Here is an 18,704-nt window from a genome sequence, read left to right on the forward strand (position 1 = left end):
GGTTGATGGTGGTGGGGTCGGCTGCGTCCCACCAGGCCAAGAGGTTGGTGATGTCGTTGGGGCCCGAGATCCCGCAGGTGCTCTGGGCCAGCGCCCTGGTGGAGGCGATCGTAGGAGCGGTCCAGGCCACCGCGGCCCCCACCCCTACCTTTTTCAGGAACGATCGCCGCCCCTCGCGGTGCCGGCCGTCGTCCAACTCGTCGTGGGTCATCGCCCCCCGCCACCTCGCTCGGAGTCGATTGCGTGTGCATGTCGAGTGCAGATTCCGTCGTCAAGTGTGGCACGCCAGACGGTGTCCCGCCACCACCACCCGCCGTGGCCCGGCTTGCCCGGGTGCCGCCGCCGGCGAGAACCGCTCGAGCCCTGGAGGCCGTCTCACTCCGCCCGCAGGCTGGATCGGTGGCTACCCTGGGACCCCGTGAGCTTCGGCCCCGGTGCCCTCCGTGGCGACCCGCCTGGTACCCCCGGCGAGGTCGACTACCGGCTGGCCCGCCAGGCGGTGCTCGCCGAGTTCCATCGGGGCCGCCTGGCTCGGCACGAGATCTGCGACGCTCATCCCGAGCTGCTGCGGGCGGCTCGGGAGTGCAGCGAGCCGACCGGCGAGCGGTGCCCGGTCTGTGAGGGGACCGACCTGGTCCTGGTCACCTACGTGTTCGGCCCGCGGCTGCCGGCACACGGACGCTGCGTCACCTCACGAGCCGAGCTGCGGTCGCTCGCCGAACGGCGTGGCGATTTCGCCTGTTACGTGGTCGAGGTGTGCCCCGAGTGCTCCTGGAACCACCTGGCGCGTACCTTCGTGCTGAACCCGGCCCGCTCCGCCTGAACCGCCTGCGGCCCCAGCCCCATGACGACGAGGTCATCGAAGCAGCCCCGCCCACGTCCCCCCCGCGCTCGCGGCCAACACCCGAAGGCGCCCGCCGGGCGCGGCCATGGGGACGCTGCTGGCCGCCGTGGCCTCCTGTGGCGCTGGCGACGCGGGCTGTTCCTGCTCGGCCTGCTGCTCATCCTGGGCGTCGCAGGTGCCGGTTACCTCTTCGCCCAGGTGCCGCTGCCCTCGTCCGAGCCGCCGCTGCTGCAGACCACCTTCATCTGCGCGGCCGACGTGACCACCGGGTGCAACGCCGACAACTCGATCGCCCAGCTCTCGGGAGGCGTCGACCGGGTGAGCGTGACCTACGCTCAGCTCCCGCAGGTCCTGATCGACGCCGTGGTGGCGGCTGAGGACCGGACCTTCTTCGAGCACAGGGGCGTCGATCCTCTCGGCATCGCTCGGGCGCTGTGGGCCAACGTCCGCAGTGAGGGGATCCGCCAGGGCGGGTCGACCATCACGCAGCAGTACGTGAAGAACGTGTACCTCAGCCAGGAGCGGACCCTGGACCGCAAGATCAAGGAGGCCGCCCTGGCGGTCAAGGTGGAGCGGGAGCTCTCCAAGGAGGAGATCCTCACCCGCTACCTCAACGTCATCTACTTCGGGCGAGGCGCCTATGGCGTGCAGGCAGCCGCCAAGACGTACTTCGGGATCGACGTGGAGGAGCTGAACCTGCCCCAGGCGGCGTACCTCGCTGGCCTGATCCGGGCCCCTGAGCTCGCTGACGCCAAGCTCCCCGACGGCGATCCCCGAGCCGAGCCGCAACGCGAGGAGGCGACGAACCGGCGCCGCAGCGTGCTCGCCGCGATGCTCGAGATGGGTTCCATCACCCAGGAGGAGCACGACGCGGCCGTCGCTGCCGGGTGGGACGACGTGCTGACCCGCACGCACACCGGCAACTTCGGCCGGGTCGCCCACCCGGAGCTGGGCACCGAGTACTTCGTCGACTACGTCCGCCAATGGCTGGTGAAGCACGCGGGGTTCACCGACGCGGAGGTCTACGGGGGTGGTCTGCGGGTGTACACCACCCTCGACTTCGACCTGCAGGAGGAGGCGGTCTCGGCCATCACCTCCACGCTCGATCGCCCGGATGACCCCGCGGCCGCGCTGGTGTCCATCGACCCCCAGGGCCGAGTTCGAGCGATGGTGGGCGGGCTGGACTTCGCCTCGTCGAGGGTGAACCTGGCGGTCGGGACGGAGGGTGGTGGCTCGGGTCGCCAGCCTGGTTCCTCGTTCAAGCCGATCGCGCTGGCCGAGGCCCTGGAGCAGGGGGTGCCCTTGAGCAAGGTGTACGACGCCCCGGGCAAGAAGGTCTTCAAGGGTGCGGACGGGGGTGCGGACTGGACGGTGGCGAACTATGCCGACGCCGGGCTCGGCCAGCTCAACCTGGTCGACGCCACCCGCAAGTCCTCGAACACCGCGTACGCCCAGCTCGGCCTGGACATCGGCCCGGAGAACGTGGCCGCGATGGCCAGGCGGATGGGTGTCACCAGCCAGCTCGACGAGGTGCCCTCCATCGTGCTCGGCACCAGCAACGTGTCGGTGCTCGACATGGCGACCGCGTACTCGACGTTCGCCAACGGCGGCGAACACCTGGGGCCGTTCGTGGTCACCCGGGTGACCGACGCCAAGGGAGCGTTGCTGTACGAGGCACCGTCGCGCCGTGAGCGAGTCCTGTCCGAGGACGTGGCCGCGCAGGTGAACTGGACGCTGTCGCAGGTGATCGAGAGCGGCACCGGCACCGGAGCACGGATCGGACAGCCGGCCGCCGGCAAGACCGGCACGACGGAGAACTACCGCGACGCCTGGTTCGTGGGGTACACCTGCTCGCTCACCACCGCGGTCTGGATGGGCTACCCGGGAGCGCCCGGCGAGCCCGTTCGCTCCATGCGCAGCGTGCACGGCCAGGCGGTCACCGGCGGCTCGTTCCCGGCGACGATCTGGCGCAAGTACATGGCCAAGGCCACCGACGGCCTTCCCTCCTGTCCCTTTGAACGCCCCCGGCTCGCGCCGACCACCTCGGACACGTTTGTTCCAGGCACCGCGCCCAAGCCGTCGGACACGACCGTGCCGCCGACGTCCACGAGCACGCCCGCCACGAGCTCCACGACGGCTCCTGCCACCACGACCACCACCGCGCCGATGACGACCACCACGGCATCGGGTACCACGAGCACCTCGGCCCCCGGCGGTTGAGTCCCGGCGATCTGTTCATCGGCGGGCGTGCGGGACCGTGCGCGGGCGAATGGTTCGAGAGAGGAAGACTTCGAGGGTGGGAGACGCCGTCGTCAAGTGCCGGGCAGGGGCCAGCCGGTGTCCTCGCCCTCGCGGTGGTGGGGGTAGTGCGTGCGGCACACGAAGCACCACCATTCTTCGCCGGCCAACTCCACCTTGCCCGGTGTGTCCCACGCCTCGGGGGTGATGTAGAGGCGGCGCACCAGCACCAGTTCCTCTTCGTCGCGGCCACAGCTGTCGCAGGTCCCGACGACCGTCACGAGTGAGGTCTCCTGCTCACACGGCGCACGCTATCGCCTCGCTCCGCTCCGGACGTGCTGTCGATCCTGGCGCCCGGGTACAGTGACGATCACCGCCGGCAGCCATGGGGCGCTGGACGGGATGAAGGAGGCTCGCGATGAGCACGAAGGTGACCGCGCCCGCCGTCCGGGGACGGAAGGTCCGCTCCGGTGCCGATCCGCTCGTGATGGTGACCGCGTACGACGCCCCGGGAGCGCGCATCGCCGACGAAGCCGGCGTCGACGTCATCCTCGTCGGGGACTCCGTGGCGATGGTGGTGCTCGGCTACGACGACACCCTGCAGGTCACCATCGACGACATGGCCCACCACACCGCCGCCGTGGCCCGTGCCCGGCCGGGCGCGCTCATCGTGGGGGATCTGCCCTGGATGAGCTACCACGTGTCCGCCGAGGAGACCGTGCGCAATGCCGCCGCGCTGGTGCGGGCCGGTGCGCAGGCGGTCAAGCTCGAGGGCGGGCGCAAACGGGTGCCGATGATCGAGGCCATCGTCGCTGCGGAGATCCCGGTGATGGGCCACATCGGTCTCACCCCGCAGTCGGTGCACACCATGGGGGGGTTCAAGGTGCAGGGCCGCCAGCACGACGCGGCCCTTGCGCTGGTGGAGGACGCGAAGGCGCTGGAGCACGCGGGTTGCTTCTCGATCGTGCTGGAGGGCGTCCCCGACGAGGTGGCGCGTCTGGTCACCGACTCGGTCGATGTTCCGACCATCGGCATCGGCGCCGGACCGTACTGTGACGGGCAGGTACTCGTGTTCCACGACCTGCTCGGGATCGAGGATCGCATCGTCCCCAAGTTCGTCCGGCGGTACGCCTCCGTGAAGGCCGACTCGGTGGCCGCCTTGCGATCGTTCGCGGAGGACGTGCGCACGGGCCGCTTCCCGAGCTCGGAAGAGAGCTACCACTTGAGCGGCGAGGTGGCCGAGACCCTGGGGTTGTACGGCAGCGCGTCGGGCATCAGCGCCTGAGCGGGCCGTCTGCGGGGCTCACTGCCGGCCCCGACCGATGCTGTCCCAGCCTGTCGGCATACTCGTCGCATGGTCCTCAGAGGGCAGGAGGGCAGCGGAGCTCGGGAGTCGTTCCGGGTGCCGGTGGGCGATGGCGTCGCGCGTCCACTACCCTGGTCCGTTCTGAGACGACCCTGCCCCGGCACCGAGCCGGGGCCCCGGCCCCTGCCGTGGTCCAGAGGGAGGTGATGGCTCGCCGTGCGAGCGTATGAACTGATGGTCATCTACGACGGCGACACCGACGACGCCGCCGTCAAGGAGAGCCTCGCCGCCATCGGCCGGCAAGTGGAAGCGGGTGGTGGCAGGGTCGCCACCACCGATCTGTGGGGGAAGCGGCGCTTCGCCTACGAGATCAACCACAAGTGGGAGGGCATCTACGTGGTGCTCGAGATCGTGACTGAGGCACGCGACCTCCACGACATCGAGCGTTCCCTCCGTCTCGCGGACGAGGTCGTCCGCCACAAGGTGATCCGCCTCCCCGATCGCGAAGCCGCCCGGCGTGGCCTGTTCGGCGAGGCGACCCCGGCCGAGGCCGGTTGAGGGGAGGAGGAGCATCCCCATGGCAGTTGGAAACACCGTCACCATCGTCGGGAACGTCACCCGCGACCCGGAGCTGCGCTTCACCAACAGCGGTATGGCTGTGGCGTCCTTCGGCGTCGCCATCAACAGCGGCCGCCGCAACCCTCAGACCGGTCAGTGGGAGGAGGGCGAGCCGTCGTTCTTCGACGTGAGCTGCTTCCGCGAGATGGCCGACAACGTCGCCGAGTCGCTCCAGAAGGGCACCCGGGTGGTGGTCACGGGTCGGCTCAACCAGCGTTCCTGGCAGACGGACAACGGCGAGAAGCGCTCCAAGGTGGAGATCATCGCCGACGAGGTGGCCCCGAGCCTGCGTTGGGCGACTGCGACCGTTCAACGCAACGAACGCCGTGAGGGCTTCGACGGTGGCAGCCGCGGCGGATCGCCGGAGCCCGTGCCCGACTACCCGGACGAGGAGCCGTTCTGATGGCCAAGACCGCTACCAGGCGTGGCAAGAACAAGGACAATGCCCGCCGCAGCAAGAAGAAGACCAGCATTCTCACCATCGAGCGGGTGGAGTACGTCGACTACAAGGACGTCAACCTCCTCCGCCGATTCATGTCCGATCGGGCGAAGATCCGCGCCCGGCGCGTCACGGGTAATGACTCCCAGCAACAGAAGGAGATCGCCCGGGCCATCAAGAACGCCCGGGAGATGGCGTTGCTGCCGTACACCAGCCGGATCACGACCCAGCGAGGTGGCCGTGACCGAGGTGATCGGTCACCTCGCGAGGACCGGGTGCCGCGGGAAGACCGCGATGTCGAGGCACTGGGCGACATCGAGCCAGCCGAGATGGCTGCGGCCGACGACACCCTCGATGTCGAGGTTGGCGCGGCCGGGGACGACGCTGGCGGGGAGGTGGAGGCCCGATGAAGCTACTGCTGCGCACGGATGTGCGAGGCGTCGGCAAGAAGGGTGATCTGGTCGACGTCGCCGACGGCTACGCCCGCAACTTCCTGGTGCCGAAAGGCTTCGCCATCAAGGCGACGCCGGGGGTCGAAGCGCAAGCCGCGTCGATGCGCCGGTCCCGCGACGTGAAGGATGCCGCCGACCGGAGCGCGGCCGAAGAGGTCGCCAAGGTGCTCGTCCCGGCGGTGATCACGGTTGCCGCCAAGGCCGGAAGTGAGGGTCGGCTCTTCGGTTCGGTCACCACAGCCGATGTCGTTGAGGCAGTGGCCGCACAAACGGGCATCCGGCTCGATCGCAAGCTCCTCCATCTCGACGAGCCCATCAAGACCCTCGGTAGTCACTCGGTGCAGGCCAAGCTCCATTCGGACGTGGAGTTCGCCATCACGGTCGACGTCGTCGCCGGGTGATCCGTCCCGTGGCGCTGCCGTGACGCCGCGCCTGGACGGCGCTGCGTCACCGCGTGCCCGTCGCGAGGCGTCGGGAGCGGGTGACATCTGATCGAGTCGTTGTCAGTGACCCCACGCATGATGGCGGCATGCTCCCGATCACCGATCCAGCACGCAGGATCCACCACCCGCTCGAGGTCCGTCCGTACCCTTCTGGCATGAACCCGCAGGGGGAGGGTTCCGGGCGCTCACGTCACCCACAGCGCTCGGTCGGGTGTCCACAACGCGTCCCCAGAGCGGTCCACCGGAAAACCCTGGGTTGTCCGTCTTCCGATCCCCAGGGTGGGTGCGTCAGTGTGAGGCTTCCATGAGCGTTCCCATAGACGATCTCCCCCCGCCTCGTGGCGCCGGTCGCCCCGACGGGTCCGGCCGGGTACCACCGCACAACCTCCAAGCCGAGGAGTCTCTGCTCGGAGCGATGCTCTTGTCGAAGGACGCGATCGCTGCGGCGACGGAGATCCTCGACGCCAGCGACTTCTACAAGCCCGCCCACGGCCACATCTTCGAGGCCATCACGAATCTCTCGGCGGCGGGAGAGCCGGCCGATCCCGTCACCGTGGCCGATGAGCTGCGCCGAGCGGGGCTGCTGGAAGCGATCGGCGGCCAGGCCGTGCTCGCCGATCTGCAGGCATCCACCCCCGCCACCTCGAACGCTCAGCGCTATGCGCGGATCATCGAAGAGCACGCGCTGCTCCGGAAGCTCATCGGCGTGGCTGGCGAGATTGCCGAGATGGGCTACGAGGTGCCCGACGACGTCACCAAGGTGGTTGACCGGGCGGAGTCGCTGGTGTTCGATGTGGCCCAGCGCCGGGTGACCGACACCATGGCGCCGATCCACGATCTGCTCGACGCCAACCTCGACCGGCTTGAGACGCTCTACGAGCGGGGCGACGCGATCACCGGTGCACCCACCGGATTCATCGATCTCGACGAGCTCCTGTCCGGTCTCCAGGACAGCGCGCTGTACGTACTCGGGGCGCGTCCCTCGGCGGGCAAGACCGCGCTGGCGCTGTGCATCGCCACCAACGTCGCGGTGGAAGCGGGCCGTCCCGTGCTCATCTTCTCGTTGGAGATGAGCCAGCTCGAGCTCACCCAGCGCATGCTCTGCGCGGAGGCTCGGGTGGACTCCAAGCGAGTGCGCAACGGGGTGCTCACCGAAGGTGACTGGCAGAAGATCGCTCACGCGACCGGCCGGCTCGCCGAGGCGCCGATCTGGATCGACGACAACCCCAATCTCACCATCATGGAGCTGCGTTCGAAGGCCCGGCGCCTCAAGGCTCGCATCGGCGACCTGGGCCTGGTGGTGGTCGACTACCTGCAGCTCATGACCGGGCGCTCCACGGCCGAGAACCGCCAGGTGGAGGTGAGCGAGATCAGCCGGGGCCTCAAGATTCTCGCCCGGGAGCTGGAGTGCCCGGTGCTGGCGCTGTCGCAGCTGTCGCGCTCCCTGGAGCTGCGCGCGGACAAGCGACCGATCCTCGCGGACCTGCGTGAGTCGGGCTGTCTGACCGCCGACACCCGCCTGACGAGAGCCGACACCGGTGAGCAGGTCACGATGGGCGAGCTGCTCGAGCGCGACGAGCGGGACGTGCCCATCTGGACCCTCGACGAGCACTACCGGCTCAAGGTGGGCCGGCTCTCGCACGTGTTCCCGAGCGGTGTGAAGACCGTCTACGAGATGCGCCTGGCTTCGGGGCGGTGCATCAAGGCGAGCGCGAACCACCCGTTTCTCGCACTCGAGGGCTGGTTCCCCCTCGAGAAGCTCGATGTGGGCGATTTCGTGGCCGTGCCCGGAGAGGGGAGGTGGCCGCCGTCGGTAGGGGCCGGCGGCGGCCACTCCACCCCGGTGGTACCGAGAGAGGTGTGGACCTACGTGCGCAAGGTCCTCCCGAACCTGGGGGTGGACGTGCGCGACCTGGAGTCGGGCTTCGGTGGCCGGGATGCCTTCCTCGACCAGGTGTACGGCGAACCGCTCACTCGGGAGCAGGTGACCCGCCTGGCCGACCTGGTGCCGGACCCGGTGCTCGCCGACCTCGCCCACGGGGACGTGTGGTGGGACTGCATCGTCGGCATCACCGAGCTGGGCGAAGAGCCGGTCTACGACGCCACGGTGCCAGGCACCCACAACTTCGTGGCCGAGGGCGTGGTGGTGCACAACTCGATCGAGCAGGACGCTGATGTCGTGCTGTTCATCTACCGGGACGAGGTGTACCACCCCGACTCGCCCGATCGTGGCACAGCGGAGATCCTGGTCAGCAAGCACCGCAACGGCCCGACCGGAGTCGTGCGCCTGGCGTTCCTCGATCACTACACCAAGTTCGCCAACATGGCCCGCGGCGCCTGACCGCCCAGGATTCGGGGCCCGTCAGAGCCCTCGCGATCGCAGCCAGTCGATCACCAGGTCGAGCGTCTCCCGGCGATAGCCGTGGAGGTAATGGGGCGCTCCCACGATCAGCTCGTACGTGAGGTCCTCGGCGCCGGAGGCATCGCGGATCGCCTCTGCCTGGTGCAAGCGGATCTCGGTGTCGCCCGTGGGGTGCACGATGAGGGTGGGCACCTGTACGAAGGGCATCGTGTGGGCCAGCGCAGCGCGCGACGACAGCCCCGACCAGGTCGACAGCCAACCGCGTGCGGTCATCGTCCGGGCCAGCCCGCCGTAGCCGTAGTTGGCGTCGTGCGGATCGGGATGGGCGAACACCGAGCCGAGCGGGCGATCGTCCGGGTCGATCGAGGGGTCGAGGTACGCCGGATCGGCGAGGGTGCGGTAGATGGTGAGGTATCGAGCGTGGACGGCTCGCCGGCGGGCGTCGATCCAGCCCCGCGAGCCGCGCTCGAACCGGGCCAACGAGGCCCGTGCCGCCTGGCGCTCCTCGAGCGCGGCCCGCGCGATGGCATCGATCCGGGCGACCCGCTCCCGCTGCGCGGCCCGGTAGGTGGCCAGCCAGCCGGGGTCGTAGCGCGACGGTTCAGGCCACGGGCGCCAGCCGTTGTCCGGGTGGTACATGTCGAGCGAGGGGTCGACCGAGAAGGGGTCGTTCTCATCGGTGACCGACGGGTCGATCACCTGGAGCATGAACACCCCCTCGCCCGGATGAGCAGCCAACGCCACGAACGCGTCGCCGAGGGGTTCGCCCCGCTCTGCAGCCTGGGCGTGGGCCAGTGCCATCAACGACCCTCCGCCACTGTTACCGAGCAGCACCACGTGCACGGCCCCGCGACGACGCATCTCGGCCACCGCGCACTCGACGTCGACGGCGCATTTCTCGTGCAGGCAGTCGGTGTCGTTGTTGACGTACCGGGTCGCCAACCCGAGCACCCCGTAGCCTGCCGCGGCGAGCAGCGGGCAGGCGTAGTGCACACTGAAGTCGCCGCGGGGGTGAGCGAGCACCACCGCGGTCCGCCACGGAGTGCCGCCGGGCGGCGTCCAGAGGATGCCCCGTACCACCGCACCGTCGGAGGTGATCAGGGCCACCGGTTCGCGCCCGAGTGGTCGTCCCGGGTCGTCGGCGGGATCGGGCCAGTAGCCGAGCGCGGGCCTGCTCGCCGAGCCTCCCGTCGCCGTCATCCCGAAGGTCATGGTTCGAGGACGAGGGTCTCGCAGGTTGCTCCGGTCACGCCCGCGAGGGAGCGACCCGCCGGGCCTGGTGGAACACCGGTGTGGGCATGGTCTCCAGTGGCGGGTGTGGATCGGTGAGCAGCCGGTGCGCCGAGGCCCGGTCGCGCTCGTCGAGCGAGCGGGCATCCGCGCACCACTCGACGAGGATCCCGTTCGGGTCGACGGTGTAGGCCGAGACACAGAAGCCGTGGTTGAGCTCCATCACGTCGTAGCCCTGTTCGAGCCAGCGGTCACGCTTGGCGGGCAGGTCGTCCAGCTCGGCTGCGAATGCGAGGTGGTTCACCCATGTCGGGAGACCGAGGCCGGTCGAGATGGCGGGATCGAAGGCGGGGATGCTCTCGTCGTGGAGCTCCCAGAAAGCGACCAGACCGCCGCCACCGGTGTCGTAGAAGGCGTGCTTGGCCCACCCTCCTTCGCTCTCCGTCGGGCCGACGACGATCTTCACCAGCTCGAAGCCCATGGCCTCGGTGTAGAAACGGTGGGTCACCTCCAGATCGCGAACGGCGAGCGCTACGTGATGGAACCCCATGGTCCTCCCCCTTCCCGCCCCCGGGTAGGGACGTGGCCGTCGCACGGCTCCGCGCCATACCACGCCAGGATCCCACGTGTGCACCCGGTTCACCACCATGGCCGTAGCTGCGACGGCGGAGGTTGTGAATCCGGGTGATCGCGCCGGGGCGACTGGGCAACACGGCTACCGTCGCCGGACGTGATCCTGCCTCGCCGGCACGCGGTCGTGACCGCCCTCGCGGGAATCGTGGTGGGGATGCTGGCCGCTGCCGCTCTGGTCGCGTCCGGGACGCTCGAGCGAGCCCCGGACCAGGCCCAGCCGGTCGAGGAACTGCTCGCGGCCTACCGGCGCAGTCGTGAGGGGACCTACCTCGTCGAGGCCACCTTCACTCGGACGATGCCCGACGGGCGCCAACTCGGGTCGGCGGCACTCGTGGTGCAGCGCCCCCCAGACTCCCTGAGACGCCAACTCGGCAGCGTGACCGGCACTTTGCAGGGGCGAAGCCTCAACTGCACCTCGGCGACCGATGGCCGGGTGCAGTGCGCGCCCACCGGGGAGGTTCGTCCCTGGCAGGAGCAGGTCGACAGGGACGTCGAGGTGCTGAGGTCCTACTTCGATCCTGCCTACCCCCTTTACCGGGTGCGCCGCGACGGCGAGGGCTGTTTCGTGCTCGACCAGGACCGCCCGTACCCGGACCCCACCTACGGCACGCACAGTCGCATGTGCTTCGACCCGACCACCGGGGCGATGACGTTGCTCGAGTTGACCCGTGAGACCGGGGCGGTCGATCGCTTCGAGGCGAACACGGTGCGTGGCGATGTGAGCGACGCCGACCTGCGGGTCGAGGCCGATCAGGCATACGACGCCCGTGACCAGGCAGGCAACGTGGTGGGCGGGGTCCCCGGCGGCTGAGGGTCCGAGCGGCTGACCGGCGATGGAGGTGGTGGCTCGGGGTCCGACGCGCCACGACCCCAGGGGATGGAGGATCCTGGGGTCGTGGGGATCCGAGGGGGGCGGAGGCCACGAAGGCGCCAGAACCCGTGAGAGTTGCTGGTGGCGATGCGTTTGGAGGGAGTTGCGACCCCCGCCCGTCCCCGATGTGCGCCGGTGGGGGCGATGTCCACCGACACTCGTCCATCGGCAGGCCGCGGGACCACCTTGAGTGGTTTTTTCCGGCGGAGCTCCAGCGGGGTCGGTCAGCCGGATGAGGGCGGTGTCAGTACTGGGTCACGATGGGCGACCGGTTCTGGCGTGGGTCGGCCGGTTGGACGATCCTTTGGCTGTGCTGTTCCTCGGCGAAGACCTGCTGGCCTGGCTGGTGTTGGCCATCGGTGCCGCGCTCGCGCTCGGGACCCTCCTCGCGCTGGTGCGCCCCCGGGCGGAGACCCCGCAAGGAGAGCTGGCCCGCCCACCACTCGGGCGAAGCGTGGTGATGATCACCATCGGCACCGTCGCGGCCTTGTGGGGGTTGGCCAGCCTGCTCAGGTGATGGCACCTCGCAGAGGCTGCCCCGGCTGATGGCGGACTGCCCCGCTGACGACATGGATGCGGCCCGGTACGCTCTGGTCGATGGGCACCCCAGAAACGGACTGGGTCCGGGCGCCGCGGCAGGCTCGCAGCCAGGAGACGTTTGAGCGGTTCGTCGCCGCGACGAGGGAGTTGCTCGACGAGAAGCCGTTCGACGAGATCACCGTGTCCGACATCGTGGGGCGGGCCGGGCGGACCGTCGGCTCGTTCTACGCCCGCTTCGACGACAAGTACGGGGTTCTCTACGAGCTCGTGTCCCGTATCGACCGCCGCATCAGCGATGTGGTGCGGGCGTTCTGCGATCCCGTTCGTTGGGAGGGTCACCCCGTCGAGGACTTCGTCGACGAGTCGGTACGCCTCAACGTCGCCGCTTACCGGCGCATGCCCGCGTTGTTCCGGGCCGCGCTGTGCGCGGCGACCACCGACGAGCGGTTCCGCCGGGCGCGGGTGGAGGTCATGCAGTTCTGCGCCGAGCAGCAGAAGCGCTTCCTTCTGACTCGTGCCGGCGAGCTGGGCTGCCCCGATCCGTCGCGTGCGTCGGATCTGATGTTCGAGTTCGTGTCCGCCACCCTCGACCATGAGCTGCTCTTCGGCCGCTTCACCGTGACGTGCCCGACATCCGACCTCGACCTCATCGTCGAGCTCACTGCGCAGTGCCGGCATGTGCTCGGCTTGGGCGTGGTCTCCGAGCCGGTGGCTTGAGCTCAGGGGGCGGCACGGTGGGGGACGACCCGGAGGCCGCAGCCTGGGAGCGTGCCCGCCAGCGGCTCGCCCAGCAAGAGGCGGAGAGGCAGCGCCTGCAAGAGGCGCGCCAGCATGCCGAGCAACAGATGCTGGCCGAGCAGGCGGCGCGGCACCGGCGCCAAGCCCGGCGACGGCTCGCAGTTGCTGCCGTGGCGATCGTGGTGGTGGCGGCCGCGGTCGGTGTCCTGCTTCGGTCAACGGCACGGGAGCCTGGCGACCAGGCCGGCTGGCTGCAGAGCTTGGGATTCGACGAATCGGCGGGTGATGCCGGACCGGACCCGACTTCCACCACGCCGGATCGCCTTGGGGGAGTAGGCGGAGCGGCCGGGTCACAGCCGGGGGGGACGGGTTCGAGTCCCTCGTCGGTTCCGACTCGGCTCGACGCCCCTGAGCCGCCCCGCATCGACACCAGCGGGGACGACTTCGAGCGGATCTGGCGCCAGGCGCAACTCTACGAGGGCTGGCTGGTACGCCATCCGGACCCGGCGCTGGCGACCGAGATCTACGTCGCCGGGACGCCGACCACCGAACGGGTGGTCGAGCTGCTCACCCAACTTCAGCGAGAGGGTTGGAGGATCGAGGTGCACGGCTACCGGATCCTCGGTGTCACGCTGGACGAGCGTCCCGGACCCGACATCGTGATCCTGAGATACGCCGACACCTACACCGGGCGGGATGTGGTGGACCGTGCCACGGGAGCCGTGATCGAGCGGGAGGACTACGACGGCCGCGCTCGCCTGTGGAGGCTCGAGATGCGGCGTGGTGAGGACGCCCGGTGGCGGGCAGCCGACATCCAGTTCCTCCGGTTCGGCGACGTCGCCGCGCCATGACCGGTTCGAAGCGTTCCGCCGAGCTACGGCGTTCAGCCGGCATTCGCACCTCCCCGGGTCACCTGGACTAGTGTTACAGACGTGTTGCGAATGTTGCCGGCCCGTGTCGGCAGGCGAGGCCCCCGCCACCCGCTGCCGCCGGGCCGCTGGCGGCCACTCGTCGGCGCCCTGGCCGCTGGCCTGATCGCCCTCGCCGCGATCCCCGCCGCTGCACAGCAAGGCGCGAAGGACCCGCGGGCCGAGCGCGACCGGATCCGGAGCAAGCGGGCCGAGGTGGCCACGCAGGTCGATGCCCTTCGGGCCGAGGATGCCGAGGTCGACGCCGCGCTGGCGGCCCTCGACGAGAATCTCCGAGGCAAGCAAGCCGCCTTTGTTGATGCGGACCGCGCGGCCAGCGAGGCGGAGCGTGAAGCAGCCGAAGCCCGCGAAGCGGAGCGGCAGAAGGAGGCGGAGATCGAGCGTCTTCGCGAGGCGATCGCTGGCTTCGCGGTGGCCGCGTACGTGAACCCGCCTGGCGAGGACTTCTTCGACAGCTTCCGGGCCGCGAGTGCCGGTGACGCGCTGCAGAAGCGCACCTTGCTCGATCTGCGATCCGGTCGTGACGCCGATCTGCTCGACGAGTTGCGCGCCGCGCAACACGAACTGAAGGAGCTGCGCGAGCGGGCCGAACGCGCCAGCGAGGAGGCGCGCCAGCGACGCGCGGTCGCTGAGCAACAGCTCGGCGAAGTGCAGGCCGCGCGGGCCCAGCAGGCGCAGTTCGCTGCGCAGGTCCAGCAGCGTCTCGACGCCCGCCTCGGTGAGGCTGCCGCGCTGGAGGAGACCGATCGAGAGCTGTCCGCGGAGATCAGCCGGCGCGAAGCCGAGCTCGCTGAACGTCTCCGTCGCATGTCGGCGTCCCCGGCTGCCGGCGGTGGGTCAGGCGGAGGTCCCCCGATCCCCGTGTCCGGCCCGATCGCGCTGGCGAACGTGCGGGGGATCGTGGTGGCCGCCAGCATCGCTGGCCAGACCGAAGCCATGCTCGCCGCTGCGGCGGCGGATGGGATCGTGTTGTCGGGCACCGGGTACCGCGACATCTCCCGCCAGATCGAGCTCCGGCGGCAGCACTGTGGCTCGAGCGAGTACGCCATCTACCAGATGCCAGCCGAGCAGTGCCGGCCACCCACGGCTCGGCCGGGTGCCTCCAAACACGAGCAAGGGCTCGCCATCGACTTCACTGAGGGCGGCCGTACCTTGTCGCGCAGCAGCGCCGGGTTTCAGTGGCTGGCGGCGAACGCCGGCCGCTTCGGTTTCGTCAACCTGCCGAGCGAGCCCTGGCACTGGTCGGTCGGCGGAGGTTGAGCGGACTCCCCATCGAGTGCATCGGCCCGGCTCCCGGGTGCCGGCCGATGGTGCCAGCGTCGCGAGCCGCCTAAGGTGTGTGACGAAGGTCACGCTCGGGTCCCGTAAGCGTCGGTTGCCTGAACGGTCAGGTGTCGCATCACCGAGCCGCCCGGGCTCGGGCCGAGAGACAGGAGCCCACCATGAGCGACCTCCACCATCCGACCACCCTTCCCACCGATGCGCGGCCGGCCCACCAGGGCAGCCGCCGGCTCGCCCTCGGCCTGGCGGCCGTGGCCACCGTGGCTGCCGCCGGCCTGCTCATCGGTTGCGGGAGCACGAAGACCGAGACCGATCAGGCCGGCGCGACGACCACCCTGCCTGGTCTGAGCACCACGACCGTGGTGGGGCAGGACAGCAACAGCGTCGCAGGCCCCACGGGCCAGGCTGGAGGCCAGCCGGGCGGGCAGAGCGGTGGTGGCCAGGCGAGCGGATCCAGCGGCGGCGGTTCGAGCTCTCAGACGCCGCCACCCTCGTCGAGCGCGCCGGCGATCGTCAGCTTCCAGACCCCCGACAGCATCGATTGCCACAACGGCACCTTCCAGACGTTCACCGCCAGCTGGACCACGACGAACGCCGTGAAGGTCACGATCTCGATCGATGGGCCCGGGATCTATGACACCTACCCGGCGAACGGCGACACCAGCCTGCCGTTCAACTGCTCGAGCTCGCACACCTTCCTGCTCACCGCCTACGGCCAGGATGGGAAGACCGCGACGAAGTCGATCACCCTCCAGCCGCGCAACGTCCAACCGCAGGGTTCGATGGACGAGGAGCAGTGACCGGGCTCCCGACGCCGTCCCACCTGCACGATCCGCTCGCCGCCCGGCTCCGTCTCGGAGGCCGGGCGGCAGCGCGGGCGGGTCAGAGCCAACCGTCGTCGTGGAGACCCAACTCAGGCCAGGGCCCGGCGACGATGGGCTGGCAGTTGCCCCAACCGGTGCCGCCCCCCACGGGGTCGTGGATGCGCACCGCGGTGTCGCGGATCTGGTGCAGTCGGCGGGCGTTCTCGGGCGTTCGGCAGTCGGTGATGCGCTCGCCGTCGATGTGGAGCTCGCCACGGAACTCGCCGTGGTGGTGGCCGTCGAACCCGAAGTACAGGCCCGCGCCGAGCTGCACGCCCGTGTCGCTCAGCACTTCGATGGTCAGTGGTCGTTCGGAACCATCGTCCATCGTGGCCAGTAGCGTGCCCCCGAGCAGCCGACGGTTGCGGGGGTCGACGCGCAGCTCCGGCCGGATGGCCACGATCGGTTCGCGGCGACCGTCGGGATGCTCGACACCGGCGGTCACGGACGTCTGATCGAAGCCGGGCATGGTGAAGCGGGTGAAGTGCAGGTGCAGCGCGTAGCGGGAGCCGTCGGCGCGCTCCATCAGTGCCGGGCACCAGATCATCATGAAGCCCACGCCGGGCGGGATGTGCGACGACGCTCCCTCGAGATCGGGAGCCGGGAGGCCGACGTCGTAGCGCACCCCCCAGGAGTGGTCGCGGGTGGAGACCCATGACGAGGGGTCGATCTCGATGCGCTCGCCGTCGACGCGGATCCATCCCGATGCGGTGCCGGTCTGGTGGTAGCGCACCAGCTCCGCCGAGGTGCGGTACTGGTTGCGCAGGTGCGTGCGCTCCTCGAGGAACGGCGGCACGGCGGCCTCGAAGAGCCAGTCGAAGCTGATGGGCTGGCAGTCGTTCTCCTCGAGCCGGAAGCGGATGCGCTTCATCGGCTCGACGATCTCGTAGTGCAGCGGGCCGACGGCGGTCAGCTCGGGGGTGGGTGCGAGTCGCCTGCTGGCCCGCACGGTGAGCTGTTCGGCCCCGCGGCTGAGCGCGCCGTAGCCGTCCATCACGTTGCGGTTGGTGTACTTGCCGAGGCCGAAGCCGATCTGCAGGCTGCCGTCGCGGGCCATGGCCATGGCGCACACCTTCTCGGTCCACGCCGGGTCGCTGGTGCCCACCACGGCGAAGGTGTCCACGACCTGGTGGGTGAACGACTCGTCCGACGGGAGCAGCTCGCCGATGGGGTTCATCCGGCTGAGCCTAGGGAGAGGACAGGTCGGGCCGGTGGAGTTGCGCCTTCCGGCCGGGTCTGCGGATCATCCTCCGATGAGGCTCCTGCCGGCCCTGAGGTTCCTGCTCGAGCTCGGCTCGCTGGCCGCGCTCGCGTTCGTGGGGTGGTCGGTCTCCTGGGTGCTCGCGATCGCCCTTCCGGTCGCGATGGCGGTGCTCTGGGGGACGCTGATCGCCCCCAAGGCGCCTCGCCGGCTCCCGGACCCCTGGCGGCTGGGTGTCGAGGCCTGCCTGTTCGGGGCGGTCGGCCTCGCTCTGGCGGTGAGGGGCTGGGCGGGCGCCGGCCTCACCTTCACCATCGTTTCCCTGGGGGTCGCGCTCGCGCTCCGGGTGACCCGCACCGCCGAGTCCTGATGCATCCTGGCGGCGATGGACGCAAGCCCATCCCCGCAGGGGGTGACCGCCACCTCTCCAGCGGTCCGTCTGGGCCTGCGAGAGAACCTGGCCCAGTTCCTCCTGCTGGTCGGTGTGAACGCGCTGGTCGGTGGGATGGTCGGGCAGGAACGCACCGTCCTGCCGCTGCTCGCCGAGCAGGTCTTCGGGTTGGCTGCCTTCACCAGCGCCCTCACCTTCATCGTCGCCTTCGGGGCGGTGAAGGCGGCCACTAACTTCTTCGCCGGCACACTGTCCGACCGCTTCGGTCGCAAGCCGGTGCTCGTCGCGGGCTGGCTCATCGGGCTGCCGGTTCCGCTGCTGCTCATCTGGGCGCCGTCCTGGGCATGGGTGGTGGTGGCCAACGTGTTGCTCGGTGTGAACCAGGGGCTGACGTGGTCGACCACGATCATCATGAAGATCGACCTGGTGGGCCCGGCCAAGCGGGGGTTGGCCATGGGGTTCAACGAGGCCGCCGGCTACCTGGCCGTCGCCCTCACCGCGCTCGCCACCGGGTTCATCGCTGCCAGCCACGGTTTGCGCCCTGCGCCCTTCTACCTCGGGCTCGCGTACGCCGGTCTCGGCTTGGCGCTGTCGGCGATCGTGGTGCGCGAGACGCACGGCCACGCCAAGCACGAAGCCGCCAGCCACACCGCTCGGGCCGAGCTGCACGGTGGGCTCTCCACTCGGGAGATCGTCGTCATCACGTCGTTCCGGGAGAAGGCGCTGTCGTCCTGTTCACAGGCCGGGCTGGTCAACAACCTCAACGACGGTCTCGCCTGGGGTCTGTTTCCTCTGTACTTCGCCGCCAACGGGCTCTCGGTGGCTCGCATCGGGGTGCTCGCCGCGGCCTACCCCGCGGTCTGGGGGTTCGGGCAGCTCCTCACCGGAGGGCTGTCGGACCGGATCGGGCGCAAGTGGCTCATCGCCGGCGGCATGTTCACCCAAGCGATCGCCATCGCCCTCATCGCGGCCACCACCGGGTTCTGGGTCTGGGCCGTGTGCGCCGTGATGCTCGGTGCTGGCACGGCGATGGTGTACCCGACACTGCTGGCCGCGATCGGCGATGTCGCCCACCCGTCATGGCGGGCGCGCGCGGTCGGGGTGTACCGGCTCTGGCGCGACAGCGGGTTCGCCGTTGGTGCGATCCTCGCGGGAGTGGTGGCGGACCTGATGGGGCTCACCGCGGCGATCGGGACCGTCGCCGCGGTCACGGCCGCCTCCGGGCTGGTGGTCGCGGTGCGCATGTACGAGACCCATCCGCAGCACGAGCGTTCGGTCGTTCCCGGCGACATCGACCTCGAGAGCTGACCCTCGTGGCGGGCGCA

At 69.9% G+C, this 18,704-nt stretch carries 20 protein-coding genes and 1 pseudogene; 16 read left to right on the forward strand and 5 right to left on the reverse strand.

Annotated features, from left to right (window positions below; translation table 11 throughout):
* Window positions 1-211 (reverse strand): twin-arginine translocation signal domain-containing protein (locus V7004_RS05650; RefSeq protein ID WP_334142672.1); only part of this gene is annotated, 211 nt, incomplete at its 3' end.
* A gap of 207 nt (window positions 212-418) precedes the next feature.
* On the opposite strand from V7004_RS05650, the gene V7004_RS05655 reads away from it, so the two are divergent.
* Complete coding sequence (locus tag V7004_RS05655) at window positions 419-823, forward strand: DUF5318 family protein (protein WP_334142673.1); 405 nt, start codon at window positions 419-421, stop codon at window positions 821-823.
* A 219-nt stretch (window positions 824-1,042) separates the two neighbouring features.
* Window positions 1,043-3,064 (forward strand): transglycosylase domain-containing protein, encoded by a 2,022-nt coding sequence (locus tag V7004_RS05660; RefSeq protein ID WP_334142674.1) that lies wholly within the window; start codon window positions 1,043-1,045, stop codon window positions 3,062-3,064.
* 92 nt (window positions 3,065-3,156) lie between these two features.
* On the opposite strand, the gene V7004_RS05665 is transcribed toward V7004_RS05660, so the two are convergent.
* Window positions 3,157-3,363: a hypothetical protein gene (locus tag V7004_RS05665; protein ID WP_334142675.1), complete on the reverse strand. Its 207-nt coding sequence runs from the start codon at window positions 3,361-3,363 to the stop codon at window positions 3,157-3,159.
* 137 nt (window positions 3,364-3,500) lie between these two features.
* On the opposite strand from V7004_RS05665, the gene panB reads away from it, so the two are divergent.
* From panB to dnaB, 6 genes and pseudogenes are all read left to right on the forward strand, one after another.
* The gene (gene panB / locus V7004_RS05670) at window positions 3,501-4,367 is read left to right on the forward strand and encodes a 3-methyl-2-oxobutanoate hydroxymethyltransferase (RefSeq protein WP_334142676.1); all 867 of its coding nucleotides are present in this window, start codon (window positions 3,501-3,503) and stop codon (window positions 4,365-4,367) included.
* Between the two features lie 237 nt (window positions 4,368-4,604).
* Entirely contained in the window at window positions 4,605-4,946 is a 342-nt protein-coding gene (gene rpsF, locus V7004_RS05675; RefSeq protein ID WP_334142677.1) for a 30S ribosomal protein S6, read from the forward strand.
* A 19-nt stretch (window positions 4,947-4,965) separates the two neighbouring features.
* Window positions 4,966-5,409 (forward strand): single-stranded DNA-binding protein, encoded by a 444-nt coding sequence (ssb, locus tag V7004_RS05680; protein ID WP_208029341.1) that lies wholly within the window; start codon window positions 4,966-4,968, stop codon window positions 5,407-5,409.
* Window positions 5,409-5,660, forward strand: a pseudogene (rpsR, locus tag V7004_RS05685) (30S ribosomal protein S18); the annotation flags it as partial. The gene ssb and the pseudogene rpsR, both read left to right, overlap by 1 nt.
* A gap of 191 nt (window positions 5,661-5,851) precedes the next feature.
* Complete coding sequence (rplI, locus tag V7004_RS05690) at window positions 5,852-6,298, forward strand: 50S ribosomal protein L9 (RefSeq protein ID WP_334142678.1); 447 nt, start codon at window positions 5,852-5,854, stop codon at window positions 6,296-6,298.
* Window positions 6,299-6,644: 346 nt separating this feature from the next.
* Window positions 6,645-8,681, forward strand: a complete 2,037-nt coding sequence (dnaB, locus tag V7004_RS05695) for a replicative DNA helicase (RefSeq protein WP_334142680.1) — start codon at window positions 6,645-6,647, stop codon at window positions 8,679-8,681.
* Between the two features lie 21 nt (window positions 8,682-8,702).
* On the opposite strand, the gene V7004_RS05700 is transcribed toward dnaB, so the two are convergent.
* Complete coding sequence (locus tag V7004_RS05700) at window positions 8,703-9,914, reverse strand: alpha/beta hydrolase (RefSeq protein WP_334142681.1); 1,212 nt, start codon at window positions 9,912-9,914, stop codon at window positions 8,703-8,705.
* 34 nt (window positions 9,915-9,948) lie between these two features.
* A complete protein-coding gene (locus V7004_RS05705) occupies window positions 9,949-10,482 on the reverse strand; it encodes a VOC family protein (protein WP_334142683.1) in 534 nt (177 codons plus the stop codon).
* 180 nt (window positions 10,483-10,662) lie between these two features.
* Here V7004_RS05705 and V7004_RS05710 point away from each other — a divergent pair, with 180 nt between their 5' ends.
* The 6 genes from V7004_RS05710 (at window position 10,663) to V7004_RS05735 (ending at window position 15,724) form a co-directional block, all read left to right on the forward strand.
* The gene (locus V7004_RS05710; protein WP_334142684.1) at window positions 10,663-11,376 is read left to right on the forward strand and encodes a hypothetical protein; all 714 of its coding nucleotides are present in this window, start codon (window positions 10,663-10,665) and stop codon (window positions 11,374-11,376) included.
* A 370-nt stretch (window positions 11,377-11,746) separates the two neighbouring features.
* The gene (locus V7004_RS05715; protein WP_334142685.1) at window positions 11,747-11,953 is read left to right on the forward strand and encodes a hypothetical protein; all 207 of its coding nucleotides are present in this window, start codon (window positions 11,747-11,749) and stop codon (window positions 11,951-11,953) included.
* Window positions 11,954-12,033: 80 nt separating this feature from the next.
* Entirely contained in the window at window positions 12,034-12,693 is a 660-nt protein-coding gene (locus V7004_RS05720) for a TetR/AcrR family transcriptional regulator (RefSeq protein ID WP_334142687.1), read from the forward strand.
* A 17-nt stretch (window positions 12,694-12,710) separates the two neighbouring features.
* Window positions 12,711-13,565, forward strand: a complete 855-nt coding sequence (locus tag V7004_RS05725; protein WP_334142688.1) for a hypothetical protein — start codon at window positions 12,711-12,713, stop codon at window positions 13,563-13,565.
* A gap of 90 nt (window positions 13,566-13,655) precedes the next feature.
* On the forward strand, window positions 13,656-14,903 hold the full coding sequence (locus V7004_RS05730; RefSeq protein ID WP_334142709.1) for a D-alanyl-D-alanine carboxypeptidase family protein: 1,248 nt from the start codon (window positions 13,656-13,658) through the stop codon (window positions 14,901-14,903).
* Between the two features lie 182 nt (window positions 14,904-15,085).
* Window positions 15,086-15,724 carry a hypothetical protein gene (locus V7004_RS05735; RefSeq protein ID WP_334142689.1) on the forward strand — a complete coding sequence of 213 codons (639 nt, stop codon included), beginning with the start codon at window positions 15,086-15,088 and terminating at the stop codon, window positions 15,722-15,724.
* Window positions 15,725-15,806: 82 nt separating this feature from the next.
* On the opposite strand, the gene V7004_RS05740 is transcribed toward V7004_RS05735, so the two are convergent.
* Window positions 15,807-16,964, reverse strand: coding sequence for a hypothetical protein (locus V7004_RS05740; protein WP_334142690.1), 1,158 nt, complete (start codon window positions 16,962-16,964; stop codon window positions 15,807-15,809).
* A gap of 76 nt (window positions 16,965-17,040) precedes the next feature.
* On the opposite strand from V7004_RS05740, the gene V7004_RS05745 reads away from it, so the two are divergent.
* Both V7004_RS05745 and V7004_RS05750 read left to right on the forward strand, forming a co-directional pair.
* Window positions 17,041-17,358, forward strand: coding sequence for a YrdB family protein (locus V7004_RS05745; protein ID WP_334142691.1), 318 nt, complete (start codon window positions 17,041-17,043; stop codon window positions 17,356-17,358).
* A gap of 15 nt (window positions 17,359-17,373) precedes the next feature.
* Window positions 17,374-18,687, forward strand: coding sequence for an MFS transporter (locus V7004_RS05750; RefSeq protein ID WP_334142692.1), 1,314 nt, complete (start codon window positions 17,374-17,376; stop codon window positions 18,685-18,687).
* Window positions 18,688-18,704: the final 17 nt, after the last annotated feature.

The organism is Rhabdothermincola sp., from assembly GCF_036846205.1.
Taxonomy (GTDB): domain Bacteria; phylum Actinomycetota; class Acidimicrobiia; order Acidimicrobiales; family Acidimicrobilacustridaceae; genus Rhabdothermincola.